Origin of the sequence: Salipiger sp. 1_MG-2023 (assembly GCF_030547555.1) — a bacterium.
Lineage (GTDB): Bacteria > Pseudomonadota > Alphaproteobacteria > Rhodobacterales > Rhodobacteraceae > Salipiger.
Map to the genome: position 1 here is coordinate 41,195 of NZ_JAUOQN010000017.1, position 19,089 is coordinate 60,283.

Genomic DNA, 19,089 nt, shown 5'->3' on the forward strand with positions numbered 1-19,089 from the left:
GCGCGATCAGTTGGTCAGGGCGTTGATCAGGCCGATCGCCGCAAGGATCTTTTGCGTGTCGGGATCGACCCGGATCACATCGCCGCCACGGTGGTAATAGGTGCCGCTGCCCAGACCGTAGCGCTCGGGGTGGCTGACCCGCACATAGCCGCTGGGAATGCGGTCGCCGCGCTTGTGGTGCAGCTCCTGACGGACCTCGCGGGTATCCTTTTTCGCCTTTTGCTCGACGCGCTTGTCGTCGCGATCGTCGTGATTCTTTGCCTGACCAGGGGCTTCGCAAGCCGGGCTTTTCTTGGCCAGCCCGGGCGGGCAGTCCTTTGATCCGGCGTTGGCGGCCATCGGCGCACCAAGCGCGAGAATGGATACTGCGGCGAGGGTGAGGGTGCGGAACATTATGTGTCTCCAGAGGGCTGTCTGAAGATACAACGTGGCAGCTTGGCAGTTCCGTCCCAGAAAAATTACCGAAAGCGAAAAATTGCTCACGGCGCGGGGCCGTGAGCGATGGGCCTACTTCTTCATCGGGCAGCTGTTCACGCCGATGAGCGAGTAGAGCGGACAGCGCCCCATAAGGCCGGTCGCGAGGGGAATGATCCCCAGCAGATAAAGCCAGTGGTAGGGGCCATCGGTCAGGAAGAAAGCGGCGATCATCAGTGCGCCGACGGCGATGCGCAGGATCTTGTCGATCCCTCCGACATTCTTTGCAAACATGGCGTGTCCTTTCGGGTGTTGCTGCCTTGGTCTGCCCGAGTCGCGCCGCCCTGTCTGTGACCTAGTCACACAGCGCAGACTATTGCGACCAGCCCGGCGCGCGCTTTTCGAGGAATGCTGCAATCCCCTCGTTGGTGTCGCGCCACAGCATGTTCTCGACCATGACAGCCCCGGCGTAGGCATAGGCCTCGTCCAGCGGCAGGCTGGCCTGCTCGTAGAACGCCAGCTTGCCGATCTTCACCGCTGCGCCCAGCTTGTCGGCGACGGTGTTGGCCAGCGCTTGCGTTTCGGCGGCCAGTGCATCCGGCGGCACCACACGGTTGATCAACCCCAACTGTCGCGCTTCTTCGGCATCGACGAAGCGGCCGGTGGTCAGCATTTCAAACGCCTGTTTGGTCGGAATGTTGCGGCTCAGCGCCACCATCGGCGTCGAGCAGAACAGCCCGATATTGACGCCGTTGACGCCAAAGCGCGTGCCCGAAGCCGCAACCGCCATGTCACAGCTTGCCACCAGCTGGCAGCCAGCGGCGGTGGCAATGCCGTGAACCTGCGCGATCACCGGCTGGGGTAGGGCACGCAGCCCGGTCATCACTTTGGAGCAGCGCGCAAACAGATCGGCGAAATACGCCTTGCCGCCGTCTTCGGCCTGCCGTCCAGCCTGCATCTGCTTGAGATCATGCCCGGCGCAGAACGCCTTGCCGGTGCCCGACAACACCACCGCGCGGATCGTGCGATCCGTAGACAGCGCCGTGATCTGTTCTGACAGGGCCGCGAGCATCTCGTCGGACAGCGCATTCAGCCGCTCGGGCGCGGCCATGGTCAAATGGGCCACCGGCCCCGTGTCGTGACGTTCCAGAAGCGCCATCTTGTCCTCCCTTGGCTTTGCAGTCAGCCTAGCCGCAGCGGTTGCAGGAGGAAAGACATGGCACTGGCGTTCACGATCGCCGAGATGACAGAGTATCTGTCCGAGGTTTTCCCGCAGGTCGAGGGTATGTTCATCATCGACCAGATGGATGAGCAGCTTCTGGTGATGCGGCTTGTGGTGTCCGAGTCCCATCTGCGGCCGGGGGGCACGGTGTCGGGCCCGTCGATGTTCGGTCTGGCCGATGTTGCGGCCTATGTCGCGACGCTGGCGCGGATCGGGCGGCAGGCGCTGGCGGTGACGACGCATTGCTCCATAGACTTCATGCGCAAACCCGAAGCCGGGGTCGATCTGCTGGCGCAGGCGCGGGTGCTCAAGCTGGGGCGCACGCTTAGCGTCACCGATGTGCTGTTGTTTTCCGAAGGATCAGACGCGCCGGTGGCCCATGCATCGCTGACCTATTCGATCCCTCCGGCGCGGGTTGGATGAGGGGCGGCGCCCGAAATGAAAAAAGGCGCGGGGGACAGCCCGCGCCCAGTTCAGGAAGAGTTCCGGCAGATCCGGGGATCAGCTCCGCCAGAACATCCGGTGCGCCTCCCGCTGGGCGACGCGCCGTTCGAGGCCGACATCCCGCAGCAAATGGGCATCGAGCTGACCGAGCGCCTTGCGGCTGCGGGCGCGCTCGGACCATTTCGCCAGCACCACCGCAAGGCGCAGCGCAATATTCGCCATCAGCGGCAGCGGGCGCTGCGCGTCGAGTTCGGCGATGAGCGGGGCTTGGGCAGTGTAGGTCATGGGATGTCTCCGTTAGTGTGTATTGGTACAATTTCCTTGAGTTCGGTATCGTGTTGGTACATTGTGCGGGTATGACCGTCGAGAAAAACATTGTGACCGATACAATCTTCGATCTCTACGCGCGCCAGCCGGACGGAGCGAAGTACAGGATGCTTGCTGGCGCGCTGCGGCAGGGGATTTCGGGGGGCAAGTTGCCGCCCGGTACGCAATTGCCCCCCGTGCGCGATCTGGCTTGGCGGCTGGGGATGACGCCGGGAACGGTGGCGCGGGCCTATACGCTGCTGACCGACGAAGACCAGCTGAGCGCCGAGATCGGTCGCGGCACATTCGTTGCGGGGCAGGCAGAACAGCGCCCGCCGCTCTATGTAACGCGGCCCTGGGCCGAAGGCCCGGACGGGGCCGAAATGATCAATCTGTTCACCGCGCGGCTACCCGATCTGGGGCAGGTGGCGCTGATAAATCGGGCTTTTCAAAGGCTTTCAGAGCGTCCCGACCGGGCGCTTCTGGAGTATCCCACCGCCGCCGCCTTTGTTCCGGCGCGTCAGGCGGTGGTCGATTGGCTGTCGGCGGTGCCGCTTGGCGTTCTCAATCACGAAGACGTGGTGCTGTCTCATGGTGCCCAAAGCGCGATTTCGCTGGTGATGCAGGCGGTGCTGCGCGGCCGTCGCCCGGTGGTGATGGTCGAGGAACTGGCCTATCCCGGCTTTCGCCGTGCCGCCGAATTGCTGCGGGCCGAAATTGTATCGGTCCCCATGGATGCGCATGGCATTGTACCAGCGGCTCTTGAAGATCTCGCCCGCAAGCACGAAGCGCAGCTGCTGTGTACCTCTCCGGAACTGAACAATCCGACGGCCATCACCACCCCGCTCGACCGCCGCCGCGAGATTGCCGAGGTGGCGCGGCGCTGCGCCTTCGATGTTCTCGAAGACGATTGCACCTTTCTGGGCGAGAGTCGCCCCGAAACCTACCGGGCACTGCAGCCGGAGCAGGGGTGGTTCGTGTCGTCGATCTCCAAGACGCTGACACCGGCGCTGCGCATCGGCTTTGCCATCGCGCCGCAGGGCAAGCGCCAGATGCTGCGGCGGGTGGCCGAGAACGGCTTTTTCGGTCTTGCCAAGCCGCTGGCGGATCTGACGCAGGATCTTCTGACCCGCGATGAGACCCGCGAGATCGTCCGCGCCGTGTGCCGCCAGAATGCGGTTTACGTGCGCGCGGTGGTGAACGCGCTTGGCGATTACGATCTGAGCTGGAACGAGCATTCGCCTTTTGCGTGGCTGCGGTTGCCGCCGGGCTGGCGCTCTGCCGCGTTCTGCCTTGCCGCCGAGGCGCAGGGCGTGCAGGTGCGCCCCGCCGAGGATTTCGCCCCGCGCAACGGCTTTGCCCCGCATGCGGTGCGCATCGGCATGAATGCCCAGATTGCGCTGCCCGACTTCGAAGCCGCGCTGGCGCGACTGCGCCGCCTGCTCGACAACCCGCCGGAGCAGTCGATGATGGCCTGACATTTGGGGTATTCAGATACCTAATTTCTAACAGTTTGATTTATAATGATTAATAGGTGTTTTGTTCGCTTGACTGGGAATTCTGCACGCGTATAACCCGGCAATCGGAATTCGGAGGCGGTGGCGACATCGCATCCAGTACAAAGCTCAAGGGCAATCCAATGAAAACCTTCTCTGCGACTCCGGCAGATATCGAGAAGAAATGGATCGTGATCGACGCGGAAGGCGTCGTTCTTGGCCGTCTCGCCTCGATCATCGCCACACGTCTGCGTGGCAAGCACAAGGCCACCTTCACCCCGCACATGGATATGGGCGACAATGTCATCGTCATCAACGCCGACAAGGTGCAGATGACCGGCAAGAAGCGTGAAGAAAACTTCTACTGGCACACCGGCCACCCGGGCGGCATCAAGTCGCGCACCAAGGCCCAGATCCTCGAGGGTGCACACCCCGAGCGCGTCGTCGTTCAGGCCGTCAAGCGGATGCTTCCGGGCAACCGTCTGTCGCGCAAGGTGATGACCAACCTGCGTGTCTATGCCAGCGCCGAGCACCCGCACGAGGCGCAATCGCCCGAAGTGCTGGACGTCAAGTCGATGAACAAGAAAAACACCCGGGTGTAATCATGGCTGAACAGATCAATTCTCTGGAAGAGCTCGGCACCGCTGCTGGTCTCGACACCGCACCCGTCGCCATCGAAGAGCCGCGTGAGCCGGTTCGTGATGCGCTGGGGCGTTCCTATGCCACCGGCAAGCGTAAGGACGCGGTTGCCCGCGTCTGGATCAAGCCGGGTTCGGGCAAGGTCATCGTCAACGGCAAGCCGATCAACAGCTATTTTGCACGTCCGGTGCTGCAGATGATCCTGCGCCAGCCGTTCTCGATCGCTGGTGTCGAAGACCAGTTCGACGTTGTCGCGACCGTCAAGGGCGGTGGCCTCTCCGGTCAGGCCGGCGCGGTCAAGCATGGCGTGTCCAAAGCGCTGCAGCTCTATGATCCCTCGCTGCGCTCGGCCCTCAAGGCCGCAGGCTTCCTGACCCGCGACAGCCGCGTGGTGGAACGTAAGAAGTTCGGTAAGCGCAAGGCGCGCCGCAGCTTCCAGTTCTCGAAGCGCTGATCGGTTACGATCATGCATTCAGAAGGGTCGCCGTTGGTTCGGCGGCCTTTTTTCGTCTTGGCGATCGGGGATGGCTGCAATGACGCCGGAGTTCGAGATCATCACCTGCGCCGATGCGCAGTTCTACGAGATCCTGCGCGTCTTCGAACGCAACATCCATGCGGTGATGGGGCGTTATCCTACGGTATTCGATCTTGGCCTGACCGATGCGCAGAAAGCCTCGATCAAATCGCCTCTTGTCAGCATCGACGTGGCGGCGGAGTACAATCAGATCAACGCCGATGGCTACATCCGCACCACCCACAAGCCGACCGCGATTGCGCATGTGCTGAACGCCGGGCAGCCCTGCCTGTATCTGGATGCCGACATGTTGCTGACCGAAGCGATTGTCATGGGAGACTTTCTGAACGCCGATCTGGCTGTCACGCCGCGCCATCCCGATGAACTGTCGAACGATGATCTGCAGCAGAATGGCAAGATCAATGCGGGCTTCCTGTATTTCTCGGGGTCCGAGGCATCGCGCGCGGTGCTAGAGCGGTGGCGCGATCTGTGTGCCTCCAGCGAGTTTTCGGATCAACGGGCGATGAGTGAGGTGTTGAAAGGCTGGTCTCTGGACCCGTCATCCAAGGCCGAGACACGCGACGGGCTGTCACTTGCTCGACTTGATCCAAGGGTGTTCAACGATACCGGGCGGCGCACCGGCAAGGTGCTGCATTTCAAGAACCTTGGGCGGCGCTCGCGCAAGCGGCGTGAATGGCTACGGTGGGCAAGGTGGATCCGGCTGGCACCGGGGCTGGTGCGCGGGCTTGTCCGATACCGGCGCAAACAGCTAGATTTGTGACCCGATCCCGAAAGGCCTTCATGAGACCCTGCATCGTTGTCGAGACCTGTATCACCCCCGGTCAGACCTTCGTAAACCGGCACATCCAGCATCTGTTCGGCGGGGCGGTCTGCGTGATCGCGGACCAGTTGACGCCAGATGCGCCGAAGGATGGGCGGTATCTGGCGCTTGACGATATTTCGCGGCCAATGCTCGACCGGCTGATCGCGCCCACTGCTCGGCTGAGGGGCCATCTGGTGCACGGCTCGAACCGGGTGCCTTGGGGCGCGGCGCGGCGCGCTGTTGGGGATTTTCTTGACCAGCATCGCCCTGACGTGATCCTCGCCGAATTCGGCCCGCAAGGCGTGGCGCTTGCGCCCATCGCCAATGCGCTCGGGATTCCGATGTTCTGCTATTTTCGCGGCGCTGATGCGTCTTCCCGGCTGCGGCACACCCATGTGCAGCGCGCCTACCGGCGGATGATGCCGCGCCTTGCGGGGGTGTTTGCGGTCAGCCAGTCCTTGCTCGACAACCTCGCGGCGGTTGGCGTGGTGCATCCCAACGCCCACGTCATTCCCTCTGGGGTCGATGTGCGCCGCTTTGTGCCGGGCGAGAAACGCCCCGGAAGCGTGCTGGGCATCGGGCGATTTGTCGAGAAAAAGCATCCGCTGCTGACCATCCGTGCCTTTGCCGAAGCGTCGAAAAACCACCCCCATGCTCATCTGACCCTGATCGGAGATGGCGAGTTGTATGAGCCGGCCCGCGCGCTCGTGGCAGAACTGGGTCTGGGCGACAAGGTGTCACTGCCCGGCGCCTTGCCGCATGACGCGGTGCGCGCCCATCTGGAACGCGCGCAGATCTATGCCCAGCATTCCGTCACCGCCCGCAATGGCAATACCGAGGGACTGCCGACCTCGATTCAGGAAGCGATGGCGGCGGGCTGTATCATCGTCTCGACCCGGCATGCGGGCATCCCCGAGGCGGTGAGCGAAGGCGAAACCGGCTTTCTGGTGCCCGAACATGATGCGCCGGGCTATACGGCGGCGCTGGCGCAGGCGCTGGCGCTTGCACCGGAGCAGCGCGCCGCCATGGCGCAGGCCGCGCGGGATACCGCCGTTGCGCGCTATGACAACGCCGCGCTTCTGATCCGGCTCGAAGACACCATCTGCGCCAGCTTGCGCTAGGCGTCGGGCGGCAGCAGGCCAAGCCCGCGCAGATAAATGCCGATGCCCGATTCCAGCAGGTCTTCGGGCGGAAAGGGCGATTGCGTGCCGGGCGAATTGCGGGCGTAAAGCTCGACAACGCCGTGGCTCATCGCCCAGATATGGGCCGAGAACATGCTGGCAGGGGGCCGCTTTTGCGGCGGGATGTGGCGCGACAGGTCTTCGGCGGCGCGCTCGAACACCCGGCGCGCGCGGGAGGATACCGCCGCCAGCTCGGGCGAATGGTTGACCGAAATGCCGCTTTCGAACATCGAGATGTAATGCCCCGGATGTTTGCGCGCAAAGGCGATATAGGCGCGGCCGGTCGCCTCGAACGCCGCCAGTGCCGAGGGTTGGCCGCTGTCATAGGCAAATTGCATCACATCGGCAAAGATCTCATAGCCCTGCCGCGCGGCTTCGGCGATCAGGTCTTCACGCCCCTCGAAATGGCGGTAGACCGCCGCCGGGGTCACGCCCGCCAGCTTTGCCGCCTCTGACAGGGTAAAGCCGGTGGGGCCCTTCTGTTCGATCAGATCGAGCGCCGCATCGACCAGCGCCTGTCGCAGGTTGCCATGATGATAGCCGCGCTTTCCCATCAGGCGTTCCAGATCTCCGGACCGCCGAGGATTTTCGGATCGGGCGCCCCCAGCGCCTTGTCGGATTTCTGGGTGTAATCGAGATGACTCAGAACATGGCGGATCGCTGCCAGCCGGGCGCGTTTCTTGTCATCGGCGCGGATCACCGTCCAAGGCGCCTGCGCGCTGTGGCTGCGCGACAGGGTTTCCTCGATCGCGGCGCTGTAGTCATCCCAGCGTTTGAGCCCTTCGGCGTCGATCCAGCTGAGCTTCCATTGCTTCAGCGGGTCTTTTTCGCGGGACAGAAACCGGCGCAGCTGTTCGGCCCGCCCGACGTTGAGCCAGAACTTGAACAGGCGGATGCCCTCGTTCACCAGCATCTGTTCGAATTGCGGCACCTGCGCAAAGAAATGCTCGCGCTCGGATTCGGTACAAAAACCAAAGACCTTTTCCACCACGCCGCGATTGTACCAACTGCGGTCGAAGAACACCATTTCTCCGCCTGCGGGCAGATGTTCGATATAGCGCTGGAAATACCATTGCGTTGCCTCGGTATCCGAGGGTTTTGACAGCGCCACCACCCGCGCCCCCCGCGGGTTGAGGTTTTCGCGCAGCCGCTTGATGGTGCCACCCTTGCCGGCAGCGTCGCGGCCCTCGAACACGATGGCGATGCGCTGGCCGGTTTCGCGCGCCCAGGCCTGCATCTTGACCAGTTCGATCTGCAGCGCGGCCATCTCTTTCTCGTAGGCCTTTTTCTTCATTTCTTCGGAATAAGGATAGGAAGTCGACAGGATGTCATCGGAATCGGAACGTTTGAGCGCGTTGCGGATCTCGTCCGGGGCGTCGTTGTTGTAAAACTCGGAAATGGCACCGTCGAAGGGAAGGGTCACGGCCTGCTGTCCTTTTTTTGATCTTTGTCTTGCAAGTCAATATGGGACGCGGCGCGGTTTAACGCAAACCCGCGCGGCGGGCGGTGCGGTCGATGGCAGCGTCCATCTGGATGGCGCGCACATGCTGCGCCGCGTGGCCGACGCCGGGCAGCACCGTCAGCCGCGCGCCGGGGATCTGCCGCGCTGTTGGCACCGAATGGATGTTGAGCCCGACGGTGGTGTCAGCGTCGCCATGCAGCAGTTCCACCGGCAGGTCGAGCGTGGGGTAGCGCGGCACCATCTGCGCGATCTCGGATTTCAGCGAGGCGCGCTGCAAGGCATTCTCGCGCAGCGAGTCCGGGCGCAGCGCCAGCGCCGCGCCGATGTGGTCTGCATAGCCCGGCGGCACTGGCTGCGGCGCGAACACCGAGGCGATGGCCTGCTGCACCTGCGATTCCGAGGCCAGCGAGGCGATGGCCGGATTGGCGATGCCGCGCAATGGCCCAGCGCTGAGCCGGTAGAAAAACGGCAGCCCGGTGTCCCATGTCTGCGAGGGCGCCGAGACCAGAACGAGGCCCGACACCGCATCAGGATGCCGCTGCGCCCATGCCAGCGCCACCGCGCCGCCATAGCTGTGCCCCAGCACGATGGGCCGCGCTGCGCCAAGCTGGCGCGCGGCGCCAGACAGCAGATCGGCCTGTTCGAAGATCGACGCGCCGTCGGAATCGAGGCTGGGGGTGTAGCCAAGGCCGGGGCGATCAAAGGCGATGATGCGGTAGCGCGCCGACAGCCGGTCCACCGCGCCATAGGTCCAGTCGCGCAGACTGCCGCTGGCGCCGTGGATCAGCACCAGCGGCGGGCCAGCGCCCTTTTCGACGTAATGCACCCGGTGGCCATTGACGTTCAAAAAGCGCCCCTCGGGCGGATAACGGGTTTCTGCGTCCTTCGCGGCGCTTTTGCCGGTGCCGCAAGCGCCAAGCGCCAGCAGCATCGCGCAAAAGCCGCGCCGCTTCATGCCGCCCCTGCGCGGGCGCGCCAGTCGGTGGATTCGACCCCGATCCGCGCCAGATCGAACGGGGTGGTCTGGTAGATCTCGTTGATCCAGTTGCCGTAAAGCAGATGGGCATGGCTGCGCCAACGGTTCTGCGGCGGCTGCGAGGGGTCGTCATCGGGATAATAATTCGCCGGGATATTGATCGGCGTGCCCGAGGCGATATCGCGGTCGTATTCTTCCTTCAGCGTGCCGGAATCATATTCGAGATGGTTGAAGATATACAGCGCCCGATGGCATCGATCTTCGACCAGCGCCGGGCCGGTTTCGGGCGAATGGATCAGCACAGGCAGCCCCGCGGCCTCGACCTCGGCGCGGCGCACCTCTGTCCAGCGCGACACCGGCATGACCATGTCATCGGAAAACCCGCGCAGGAACGGCGAGGCGGGTTCAAGGTTGCGATGGCGCACGCAGCCAAAGGCCTTGTGTTCCAGCATATGCTTTTGCACGCCGTGGAAATGATGGATCATCGCCATCGCGCCCCAGCACACGCCAAAGGTCGAATGCACATGGGTCTGCGTCCAGGCGAAGATGCGCGTCAGCTCGTCCCAGTAGGACACCTCGTCAAAGGGCAGATGTTCGATCGGCGCGCCGGTGATCACCAGCCCGTCGAATTTCTCACCCGTGGCCTCGACCTCGGTGAAGGGGCGATAGAACGCCTCCATATGCTCGGCGGCGGTGTTGCGGGTCTGATGTTCGCTCATGCGGATCAGCGAAAATTCGATCTGCAGCGGCGTCGCGCCGATCAGCCGGGCGAACTGGGTTTCGGTCTGGATCTTCTTGGGCATGAGGTTGAGCAGCGCGATGCGAATCGGCCGGATGTCCTGCCGCGCGGCGCTGTCTTCGTCCATGAGAGAGACGCCCTCACGGGTGAGGACATCATAGGCGGGAAGATCGGACGGCAGACGGATGGGCATGGCAGCTCGCAGCGATTGGACAGACCAGAGAAAATAGGGCGAAGACGCCCGGAAAACAAGCTTAGCCGGGCAGGGCGGCGGCGATGACTTCGGTGAAATCAGCCTCGTCGCGCACCGTTGCCATGTCGGAGGCTTCGACCGTCACGCCCCAATTGCGCGCCATCGCCTCGTAGCGCGGCTGGCGATGGGCCAGCGCCTGCGCATAGGTCCAGCGGATGAAGCTGTCGGGATCGACCTGATCTTCGGACAGGCCGGTCTGCGCAAGATAGGCCGCCCAGCTGCGGGCCAGAAAGGCGGGTTGGTAGGCCATCGGCTTGGGCTCGCGGTCAAAGCGGCGGATCAGCTCTTCGGTGTGGGCATCGGAGCCGCGCACCCAGACCATCAGCGCGCTGCGCGACAGTTCGGTCAGGATCGGATCGGCCGCATCTTCGGCATCGACCCATTCGCAGATCGACCCGCCGGTGTCGCAGACGAAATGCGGATAGCCATAGAGATCCTGCGCCCGGTCGATGAAATAGCGCGTGTCGAGCAGCGCCTGTTCCTCGGCGCGGCGAAACTGGTCCTGACGCTGCTGATAGGTCTGCATCGGCAACCCGCCGCGCGCCGGATCGCCCGGCTTGCCCAGATAGGCCGACACCGGCTTGAGATTGTCGAAGGTCAGGTTCGACCCGATATAGATCGAATCCGACAGCAGCAGTTCACGCAGGAACGGCACTTTCATCGCCTCGCGCTTGGCGTTGTCGGCGATGTATTCCTCCATGTAGCGGGTGCCGATGCGGTAATCGATCGAGTAATGAAACCAGTCGCCCGACTGGCGCAGCATCGACGAGACATGGGTCTTGCCCAGCCCCGACATGGCAAAGATCACGACACGCTTATGCTGCGCGGTGCGCCAGTCGGCGGCAGTTTGGTAAAGCATCGTGGCCAAGATCCCTGACAATATGAACCCGGCAAGGCGTAATCGCGCCCGAGGGCATCGTCAAACCGTATCCCCCCGCGCCGGAGACGGGAGCGCCGATCAGAAGTGGTACGACACCTTGAGGCCAATGCCCCAGGCGTGGTTGTCGGAAAAATTCGCCCTTGCGGTCTGTGCGGTCTGCGGCTTGCCATCCCCGAGCCAGAAATGGCTGACAGCGCCCGACAGCGTCACCTGCTCGCTTGCCTTGTAGGCCCCCGCGAGGCGCAGTTGCGTGTAGCCGGATGTTGGCGCCAGCGGCGAGACGAGGATGTCGGTCGGCGCCTCGAAGGTTGCGCTGATGGCCCCCGAGATCCGGTCGTTGAACCTGCGTCCGATGCCGAGCGTATAGGCGGTGGTGTCGTCAAGATCGATCAGCCCGTCCCCGGTCACAAGAACGAAACTGTCGGGGTCGACGCGGAATTCGCGGTGCTTGAGGTAGCGCACCGACCCGAACAGCAGCGTATCTGCCATGATGCCGGTCTGAAAATCGAGGGTCCAGCTGGTCGGTGTCTTGACCTCGGTGCTGCCGCTGCCGTCGAGCAGCGGCAAAGACACATCGGGCACGCCGTCGCCGGTCACGTCGACCGGAATCGCAGGCCCGGATTCGCGGGTTTTCATGTCGTGGGTGATTGCCGAGCTGTAGGTCAGCACGACGCGCAGCGCGATATCGGGGATTTCATACGCGACACCCGCGACGTAACCGGTGCCGGTGGCCTTGTCGAGATCGACGGTATAGCCGCTGACCGCGCCGTAGGCGAGGCCCTCAAGATGGATCCGCCCCGAGGCCTGTTGCAGGCGAATCCCGCCGAAGGCGCTGAAATTGTCGTTGATCCGGTATTTCAGCAGCGTCGTCAGCGCGTGTGTCGATGCCTGTGCCGTGGTCCCGCCCAGCACCACGTTTTCGTCGCCATAGGCCACATCCGCGCCGAACGGGCGCTCATAGATCACCCCAAGCGCCCATGTCTCTGTCAGGTCGTATTTCAGCGCAAAGGACGGCAGGTAGAAATCCCGCCCGGCATTGTCGAAATCCTGCGCCGGGAACGGCGGGCTCTGGTTCTTGCCGGTCAGTTGCGGCGACGCATAGGCAAGGCTGACCTCCAGAACATTGCCGGTCTCGTAAAGCAGCAAGGGCGATTGCGGCGTGCGTTCTATGCCGCCGGCCTGAACCGCACCGGTACTCAGGGCGACAACGACAGCCCCCTTAAGCGACGTCTGCATAGCGTCACCCTCCTCCCTCATTGCCTGCTCGTCCTCCGCCAATCAGGGTAGCGAGCCACTGATTTGCCAGTCAATTCTTTACGATACGTGAGCTTGCGTAAAGCGCCGCCACGTCATTTTCACGAGACAGAGGGGCGCGGACGGGTTTCCTTGAGGATATTGAGGTAGTTCGCCCCAAAGATGATCGCTGCGCCAAGGAACACGTAAGGGTCGAGCGACTCGGCGTAGATCAGCATTCCAAGGATCGCCACCATCGGCAGGCGCGCAAAGTCGATGGGAATCACCACCGGCGCCGGGGCAAGGCTAAGCGCGGTGGTCAGGCAGTAATGCGCCACCAGCCCGGCGACGGCGATCACCGCGACCAGCGGCCAGCTGTGCAGCCCCGGCAAGGCGATATCGCCGTCATATCCGGCGCAGATCAGGCCGAACACCGCCTGCATCGCGGTCAGCCAGAACAGCACGCAGCCGGCGGTCTCGGTGCGGGTCAGCCTGCGGGTGAACACCGCCGATCCGGCAAAGCCCACGGCGCAGCCCGCCGCCGCGATCAACCCCGGCGACAGGGTTTCGGGCGAAGGCCGGGCAACGATCAGGATGCCGAGAAAGCCGATGACCGCTGACAGCGCGCGGGTTGCCGTGATGCGCTCGCCCAGGATCAGCGGCGAGATCAGGATGACCCAGAGCGGCGAGGTGAATTCCAGCGCGAACACCTGCGCCAGCGGGATCGAGGCAACGGCGAAGAACCACAGGTTCTGTCCGGTGAAATGGCTCAGGTTGCGCAGCGCGTGCAGGCCCAGCCGGCGCCGCGTCACCTGTTGGAACTGGCCGGTCAGGGCCAGTGCGGCAATCACGATGAAAAAGCCGATGACCGAGCGATAGAGCATGATCTCGAACGTATCGAGTTCGAGGCTGATGGCGCGCCCCGCCAAGGCCATGGCGGTGAAGGACACCACCGAGCCCGACATCCACAGAACGGCCTGAAACGTCGGGCTCATGCTTCGCAAATCGCGTAATCGCGCGGGCAGCCGCGGGTGATCTCGGCCCATGCGCTTTGCCCGGCGTGCTGCTGGTGTGCGTCGAACGCGGCGCGGCTGGCAAAACGCTCGCTCACGTCGAACACGCCCGGCGCGGATTCCTGCACATCAAAGGTAATGCAGCCCGGTTCGGCGCGGGTCAGGCGCAGATGCTCGGGCAGGGCGTCGCGCACCGATTGCGCCCGCTCTGGCGGGCAGGTCAGGGTGCCGGTCAAGATGATCTGGGCCACGGTGCGTCTCCTCCTGCACTGGCGGCGACACTGCCCGGTGATCTGGCAAAGGACAAGATGCTTCAGACGCTTAGTCGAGCCCGATGGCGTTGCCGGTTGCCTTCAGATCGGCGTAGCCGGTCAGTTTGCGCGAATTGGGGCCAAGAAAGCCCGCCTGCTTGCGCGCCATCGCCTCGAGCAGCTTGTCGATGGTGTGGTAATCGGAATTGCCCTTGGAATAGCCACCGTCGGTGATCGCCCATGCCACCTTGGCATAGAGCGCCGGGGTGTAGCGGTAATGCAGCAACGGAATCAGTATGTGTGCCGACAGCGGGCGCGAGATCTCGTGCGAGGACAGGTACCATGTGCCGCGCTGCCATTTCTGCAACAGCGGCTTCACGAACCGCCCCGAAGGCGATTTGCGCGCGCCGAGCCATTTCAGCTTGAGCCGCGCGCGCAGCGACAGCGGCTCCTGCCCGTCGATCAGCGAGCGGTTCAGGCGGCTGCGCGCGCCCTCGTAGCGATGCCGCGGCGGGCCGCCATCGCGCAGCGAGAAATGCCGCGTGCCATCGAAATACCACGTGGCGCCGCGCGGATCGTCGGCGCCGGGCGCACCAGGGGCAAGATCAGACACATGCGCGGGATAGAGATCGATCATGCCGCCCCACGCCCCGGCTTCGCCGCGCTGATCGAGCAGGGCGCACAGATCGGGCAGGCGACGTCCCGGCGGCAGGCAGGCGAATTCGTCGATGTCGCATTGCACCATCCAGCGCCCGTCGCAGAACCGGTTGGCCAGCGCGCTGCGCCACAGGTGGATCTGGCGGTAATCGTTGCTGCGCACGGTTGGTGGGCGTTCGGATTCGGGCACGCTGTCGCCGTAGCGGCGGCTGCTTTGCAAGAGCATCACGTCAGGCTGTTCGGCGAGAAACGCGGCAGACCCATCGTCAGAACGATCATCGAGCAGCACGAAGCGTTCGACGCCAAGCGCGCGGTAGTGCTCCAGAAACGCCGGTAGCAGGTAGCTTTCATTGCGAAGGACCGACACGAGGCTGAGCCCCGGCCGGTCCGTCAGATCATTGCCGACGATGCGAATATCGTCCGGCTCAGGGGCGTAAAGCGCCACGCCTCATTCCCACTCGATGGTTCCGGGCGGTTTCGAGGTGATGTCATAGGTGCAGCGGTTGATGCCCTTGACCTCGTTGATGATCCGCGTTGCCGTCTCGCCCAGGAATTCGTGGCTGAACGGATAGTAATCCGCCGTCATGCCATCGACCGAGGTCACCGCCCGCAGCGCACAGGCATAATCATAGGTGCGCCCGTCGCCCATCACGCCCACGGTGCGCACCGGTAGAATCGCGACAAAGGCCTGCCAGATCTCGTCATACAGGCCATGCTTGCGGATCTGGTCGATATAGACCGCATCCGCCTTGCGCAGGATCTCCAGCTTTTCGCGGGTGATCTCGCCCGGGCAGCGGATCGCAAGGCCGGGGCCGGGGAAGGGATGGCGGCCGATGAAGCTGGCGGGCAGGCCCAGTTCACGGCCCAGCACGCGGACCTCGTCCTTGAACAGCTCGCGCAGCGGTTCGACCAGCTTGAGGCCCATCTTTTCCGGCAGGCCGCCGACGTTGTGGTGGCTCTTGATGGTGACGCTGGGCCCACCGCTGAAGCTGACGCTTTCGATCACGTCGGGATACAGCGTGCCTTGCGCAAGGAATTGCGCACCTTCGATCTGATCGGCGTATTTCTGGAACACGTCGATGAACAGCTTGCCGATGATCTTGCGCTTGGTCTCGGGGTCAGAGACGCCCTCAAGCTCGCCAAGGAACAGCTCTTGTTCCTGCGCGTGGATCACCTTGAGGTTCATGTGGTCGCGGAACATGCCGACGACTTCCTCGGCCTCGTTGAGGCGCAGCAAGCCGTGATCGACAAAGACGCAAGTCAGCTGATCGCCGATGGCCTCGTGCAGCAGGGCGGCGGCGACGGAACTGTCGACGCCCCCCGACAGGGCGCAGATCACCGGCGCATCGCCGACCTGATCGCGGATCTTCTGCACCGCTTCCTCGCGGTAGGCACCCATGGTCCAGTCGCCGGTAAAGCCCGCGTCCTTGATGAAATTCTCGTAGAGCGTCTTGCCGTTCGGGGTGTGGTGCACCTCGGGGTGGAACTGCACGGCATAGAACCGGCGCTCCAGATCGGCGGTGATGGCAAAGGGCGCGCCGGGCGAGGTGGCGTAGACCTCGAAGCCCGGAGCGATTTCCGAGACGTGGTCGCCGTGGCTCATCCAGACCTGTTCGCGCCCGTTTCCGTCAAGGAACCAGCCGGCCAGAAGGTCGATGCGGTCGTCTTTGGGGGTCACGTAGGCGCGGCCGAATTCGGCGGTATGGCTTTGCCCCGCCTCTACCTTGCCGCCAAGATCCTGCATCATGACCTGCTGGCCATAGCAGATGCCAAGGATCGGCACGCCCAGTTCATAGGCCTTTTTCGGCGGCCGGGGCGATCCCTCGCGCGTCACGCTGTCCGGCCCGCCCGAGAAGATGATCGCCTTGGGGGCGAAATCTTCGAGGAAGGCGTCGGTGACGTTCTGATAGGGATGGATTTCGCAGAAGACGTCGAGCTCGCGCAGGCGCCGCGCAATAAGCTGCGTCACCTGAGAGCCGAAATCGATGATGAGCAGTCGGTCATGCTGGGTCATGCCCGTGCTTTAGGGTCGCTTTGTCGCTTGCGCAAGAGGCTGCGCACCGGTTGCGGGCGCGCGCCTCGAAAATCATGCGATCGATGCCAGCAGGTCGGGGTTGATCCCGTGGGAGAGACCCGCCGCCCGCGCCTAAGTGGCTGTGTCGTCGTGCACGGGGCCCAAAGGCCGATCCCCACGGCCAATGGGAGGGTGCAACGCGATCAGGCGCGCTCGCGCATCAGGCGCGCTTCGCCCAGCATTGCTGCCAGCACCTCGATGTGGCGGGCCACCGAATAGCTGGCATCCGATGCCCGGCGGCTGGCGTCGAGGCTGGCCTCGATCTCGATCAGCCTCATCAGCACCGGGCCGCTGCGCCCGGGGGCAAGCCCCGGCAGGATGCGGCGAAGGTGCTTTTCGCGCCGGTAGTCATCCGCCCCGATCCGGGCGGTGTGCACCAGAAGACGCGGGCGGCGAAGGCTGTTCATCAGACTCAGGATATCCTGCATGTTCACGTTTCCCTCTTCGTGAGTGTGGTCGAAACATGGCACGTCTGGGGCAGGTGTTGCGGGAAGGGCGCAGTGCGAGCCCGGTCATTTCACCTTTGTTTAGAAATTGTCAGGGAATTTAGAGAACACGCAGAGACGTTAACTTTGAAGTAACTAGCTCCCGTCATGGTTGCATCGCTCTGGGGATAACTCTGTGGACTGAAAGAAGATCGAGGGGATACGTCATGTTGCTCTGCCGATCCGGTGCCGAAACGGCACAAGAGCTGCCGGCCTGGGTGCCGGAGGATGCAAGAAACTACCTCGCCCATACCGAGGGCGGAGAGGCGATACGGAAACTGGCGCGTGAAGCGGGATGTCACGCGTCGACGGTTCTGCGGCAGGTCCGCCGGATCGAAACGTTGCGGGACGATCCTCTGGTTGACGGGGCGCTTAGACGCCTTGGCAAGCTTCAGGCGAGATTGTCGCAACATTCCATGAAGGAGATGGATGGAATGAAAGAGCCTCTCAGCGATGAACTGACGCCGGATGCCACCAAGCTGTCAAACGAGGCGCGTCGCGTGCTTCGGCGGCTTTGCGAAAGCGGGGCGATGCTGGCGGTCGCGGCGGAAATGGACAAGGCCGTCGTGGTCCGCGACACCGGCGACGGTGGCAACCAGCGCACGGCGGTGGTTGACTCGCCGATCGCGCAAGCGATGGCGCTCAAGGGCTGGATCGCCTGCGATGCGCCGGGGCGGATTTCGCGCTATCGCATCACGCCTGCGGGGCGCACGGCGCTGAGCAAGCTGCTGGCCGAGCAGGAAAGCAAGCTGCGCGGCTTTGCCGAGGCGCAGGCAGGCTTTGGCACCTCGCGCGAAGCGGAACAGGCGATGGCCGCCGCCGCCGCCGATCCGCAGGCGCGCCGGCGGCACGTGATGGCGGAAAGCCCGCTGGTGCTGCTGGCCCGCCGCCGCGATGCCCAGGGCGAGACCTTCCTGACGGATGACCTCGTGCGCGCAGGAGAGCGTCTGCGCGAGGATTTCGAACTGGCGCAGATGGGATCCCGCGGAACACAGAACTGGGATCGGTATCTTAGCGGCGGTGCCGGTGGCATCAGCGGCGATGACGCCTCACGCGGGCCAGATGCGGCGCAAGCGCGGCTGATCGCGGCGCTGCGGGATCTGGGGCCGGGGCTGGGCGATGTGGCGCTGCAATGCTGCTGCTATCTCGAAGGCCTCGAGACCACGGAAAAGCGCATGGGCTGGGCGGCGCGCTCGGGCAAGGTGGTGCTGCGGATCGCGCTTCAGCGTCTCAGCCGCCATTACGCCGAAAACCGCATGCCCGGCGGCGGGCTGATCGGCTGATGACGCAGCCCCGAAGCTGCTGCTTCGGGGCCATGGTCCTATCTGTTCAGCGCGGAAGCGCGGCCGCTTCGGCGGCAAGCGCCTCGATCCGGGCCCAGTCGCCTGCGGCGACCGCATCGCCCGGAGCGACCCAACTGCCACCGCAGCACAGCACGTTGGGCAGCGACAGGTAATCGCCAGCGTTCTTCAGGTTGACGCCGCCGGTCGGGCAAAAGCGGATCTGCGGCAGCGGCGCGCCGATCCCCTTGAGCGCCGGAGCGCCGCCCGAAGCTTCTGCCGGAAAGAACTTCTGCACCGTATAGCCGCGCTCCAGCAGCGCCATCGCTTCGGAGGCCGTGGCAGCGCCGGGCAGCAGCGGCAGGCCCGCTTCTTCGCAGGCATCCAGCAGACGGTCGGTTGCGCCGGGCGAAACGCCAAAGGTCGCGCCGGCATCGACAGCCTTTCGCACGTCTTCGGGGGTCAGCAGGGTTCCGGCACCGACCACGCCGCCCTCGACCTTCGCCATCTCGGCGATGGCTTCAAGCGCGCAGGGGGTGCGCAGCGTCACCTCCAGCACCGGCAGACCGCCCGCGACCAGCGCCTGTGCCATCGGCACGGCATGGGCCACATCGTTCACGACGATGACGGGGATGATCGGAGCCATACGGCAAAGCTTTTCGGCACGGATGCTGGCGTCTTGCGGGGTGATCATGGCAAGCCTCTTGAAGATGGGAAATTGTCTGCCCTTTACCATGGAACGGGCTG

The 19,089-nt window shown here is 64.0% G+C and carries 23 protein-coding genes; 7 read left to right on the forward strand and 16 right to left on the reverse strand.

Annotation, left to right across the window (positions count from 1 at the left end):
* Window positions 1–6: 6 nt before the first annotated feature.
* From Q4543_RS10330 to Q4543_RS10340, 3 genes are all read right to left on the reverse strand, one after another.
* A complete protein-coding gene (locus Q4543_RS10330; RefSeq protein WP_303437965.1) occupies window positions 7–393 on the reverse strand; it encodes an excinuclease ABC subunit A in 387 nt (128 codons plus the stop codon).
* A 114-nt stretch (window positions 394–507) separates the two neighbouring features.
* Entirely contained in the window at window positions 508–708 is a 201-nt protein-coding gene (locus Q4543_RS10335; RefSeq protein WP_303437968.1) for a DUF2892 domain-containing protein, read from the reverse strand.
* Between the two features lie 79 nt (window positions 709–787).
* Entirely contained in the window at window positions 788–1,573 is a 786-nt protein-coding gene (locus Q4543_RS10340; protein WP_303437971.1) for an enoyl-CoA hydratase, read from the reverse strand.
* 57 nt (window positions 1,574–1,630) lie between these two features.
* Between Q4543_RS10340 and Q4543_RS10345 the strand changes: the two genes are divergently transcribed.
* Entirely contained in the window at window positions 1,631–2,059 is a 429-nt protein-coding gene (locus Q4543_RS10345; RefSeq protein WP_303437974.1) for a PaaI family thioesterase, read from the forward strand.
* 78 nt (window positions 2,060–2,137) lie between these two features.
* Here Q4543_RS10345 and Q4543_RS10350 read toward each other — a convergent pair whose 3' ends face one another.
* Complete coding sequence (locus Q4543_RS10350; RefSeq protein ID WP_216004742.1) at window positions 2,138–2,365, reverse strand: DUF1127 domain-containing protein; 228 nt, start codon at window positions 2,363–2,365, stop codon at window positions 2,138–2,140.
* Between the two features lie 71 nt (window positions 2,366–2,436).
* Between Q4543_RS10350 and Q4543_RS10355 the strand changes: the two genes are divergently transcribed.
* The 5 genes from Q4543_RS10355 (at window position 2,437) to Q4543_RS10375 (ending at window position 6,979) form a co-directional block, all read left to right on the forward strand.
* Entirely contained in the window at window positions 2,437–3,864 is a 1,428-nt protein-coding gene (locus Q4543_RS10355; RefSeq protein ID WP_303437976.1) for a PLP-dependent aminotransferase family protein, read from the forward strand.
* Between the two features lie 161 nt (window positions 3,865–4,025).
* Window positions 4,026–4,484, forward strand: a complete 459-nt coding sequence (rplM, locus tag Q4543_RS10360) for a 50S ribosomal protein L13 (protein WP_216004744.1) — start codon at window positions 4,026–4,028, stop codon at window positions 4,482–4,484.
* 2 nt (window positions 4,485–4,486) lie between these two features.
* Window positions 4,487–4,975 (forward strand): 30S ribosomal protein S9, encoded by a 489-nt coding sequence (rpsI, locus tag Q4543_RS10365; RefSeq protein WP_216004745.1) that lies wholly within the window; start codon window positions 4,487–4,489, stop codon window positions 4,973–4,975.
* A gap of 79 nt (window positions 4,976–5,054) precedes the next feature.
* Window positions 5,055–5,816: a putative nucleotide-diphospho-sugar transferase gene (locus tag Q4543_RS10370; RefSeq protein WP_303437978.1), complete on the forward strand. Its 762-nt coding sequence runs from the start codon at window positions 5,055–5,057 to the stop codon at window positions 5,814–5,816.
* A 20-nt stretch (window positions 5,817–5,836) separates the two neighbouring features.
* Complete coding sequence (locus Q4543_RS10375) at window positions 5,837–6,979, forward strand: glycosyltransferase (RefSeq protein ID WP_303437979.1); 1,143 nt, start codon at window positions 5,837–5,839, stop codon at window positions 6,977–6,979.
* Here the strand turns inward: Q4543_RS10375 and Q4543_RS10380 are convergent.
* The 11 genes from Q4543_RS10380 to Q4543_RS10430 all read right to left on the reverse strand — a co-directional run bounded on the left by Q4543_RS10380 (window position 6,976) and on the right by Q4543_RS10430 (window position 17,005).
* The gene (locus Q4543_RS10380) at window positions 6,976–7,593 is read right to left on the reverse strand and encodes a TetR/AcrR family transcriptional regulator (protein ID WP_216004748.1); all 618 of its coding nucleotides are present in this window, start codon (window positions 7,591–7,593) and stop codon (window positions 6,976–6,978) included. The two genes, Q4543_RS10375 and Q4543_RS10380, sit on opposite strands and share 4 nt — an antisense overlap.
* Window positions 7,593–8,462 carry a polyphosphate kinase 2 gene (gene ppk2 / locus Q4543_RS10385; protein WP_303437981.1) on the reverse strand — a complete coding sequence of 290 codons (870 nt, stop codon included), beginning with the start codon at window positions 8,460–8,462 and terminating at the stop codon, window positions 7,593–7,595. Before ppk2 ends, Q4543_RS10380 begins: the two co-directional genes overlap by 1 nt.
* Before the next feature lie 58 nt (window positions 8,463–8,520).
* A complete protein-coding gene (locus Q4543_RS10390; RefSeq protein WP_303437983.1) occupies window positions 8,521–9,456 on the reverse strand; it encodes an alpha/beta fold hydrolase in 936 nt (311 codons plus the stop codon).
* The gene (gene metA / locus Q4543_RS10395) at window positions 9,453–10,409 is read right to left on the reverse strand and encodes a homoserine O-succinyltransferase (protein WP_303437986.1); all 957 of its coding nucleotides are present in this window, start codon (window positions 10,407–10,409) and stop codon (window positions 9,453–9,455) included. The genes Q4543_RS10390 and metA overlap by 4 nt, the downstream gene beginning before the upstream one ends.
* 61 nt (window positions 10,410–10,470) lie before the next feature.
* Window positions 10,471–11,328 carry an ATPase gene (locus Q4543_RS10400; protein ID WP_303437989.1) on the reverse strand — a complete coding sequence of 286 codons (858 nt, stop codon included), beginning with the start codon at window positions 11,326–11,328 and terminating at the stop codon, window positions 10,471–10,473.
* 99 nt (window positions 11,329–11,427) lie between these two features.
* Window positions 11,428–12,585: an OmpP1/FadL family transporter gene (locus tag Q4543_RS10405; protein WP_303437992.1), complete on the reverse strand. Its 1,158-nt coding sequence runs from the start codon at window positions 12,583–12,585 to the stop codon at window positions 11,428–11,430.
* Between the two features lie 119 nt (window positions 12,586–12,704).
* A complete protein-coding gene (locus Q4543_RS10410) occupies window positions 12,705–13,577 on the reverse strand; it encodes a DMT family transporter (protein ID WP_303437994.1) in 873 nt (290 codons plus the stop codon).
* Window positions 13,574–13,846, reverse strand: a complete 273-nt coding sequence (locus tag Q4543_RS10415; protein WP_303437997.1) for a putative quinol monooxygenase — start codon at window positions 13,844–13,846, stop codon at window positions 13,574–13,576. The genes Q4543_RS10410 and Q4543_RS10415 overlap by 4 nt, the downstream gene beginning before the upstream one ends.
* A gap of 70 nt (window positions 13,847–13,916) precedes the next feature.
* A complete protein-coding gene (locus tag Q4543_RS10420) occupies window positions 13,917–14,948 on the reverse strand; it encodes a glycosyltransferase family 2 protein (protein ID WP_303438000.1) in 1,032 nt (343 codons plus the stop codon).
* Between the two features lie 3 nt (window positions 14,949–14,951).
* Window positions 14,952–16,517: a glutamine-hydrolyzing GMP synthase gene (guaA, locus tag Q4543_RS10425; protein ID WP_303438002.1), complete on the reverse strand. Its 1,566-nt coding sequence runs from the start codon at window positions 16,515–16,517 to the stop codon at window positions 14,952–14,954.
* Window positions 16,518–16,720: 203 nt separating this feature from the next.
* Window positions 16,721–17,005 carry a DUF6477 family protein gene (locus Q4543_RS10430; protein WP_303438004.1) on the reverse strand — a complete coding sequence of 95 codons (285 nt, stop codon included), beginning with the start codon at window positions 17,003–17,005 and terminating at the stop codon, window positions 16,721–16,723.
* A gap of 491 nt (window positions 17,006–17,496) precedes the next feature.
* Here Q4543_RS10430 and Q4543_RS10435 point away from each other — a divergent pair, with 491 nt between their 5' ends.
* Entirely contained in the window at window positions 17,497–18,345 is an 849-nt protein-coding gene (locus Q4543_RS10435) for a DUF6456 domain-containing protein (protein WP_368502155.1), read from the forward strand.
* Window positions 18,346–18,391: 46 nt separating this feature from the next.
* Here the strand turns inward: Q4543_RS10435 and Q4543_RS10440 are convergent, their stop codons facing one another.
* On the reverse strand, window positions 18,392–19,036 hold the full coding sequence (locus Q4543_RS10440; protein WP_216004760.1) for a bifunctional 4-hydroxy-2-oxoglutarate aldolase/2-dehydro-3-deoxy-phosphogluconate aldolase: 645 nt from the start codon (window positions 19,034–19,036) through the stop codon (window positions 18,392–18,394).
* Window positions 19,037–19,089: the final 53 nt, after the last annotated feature.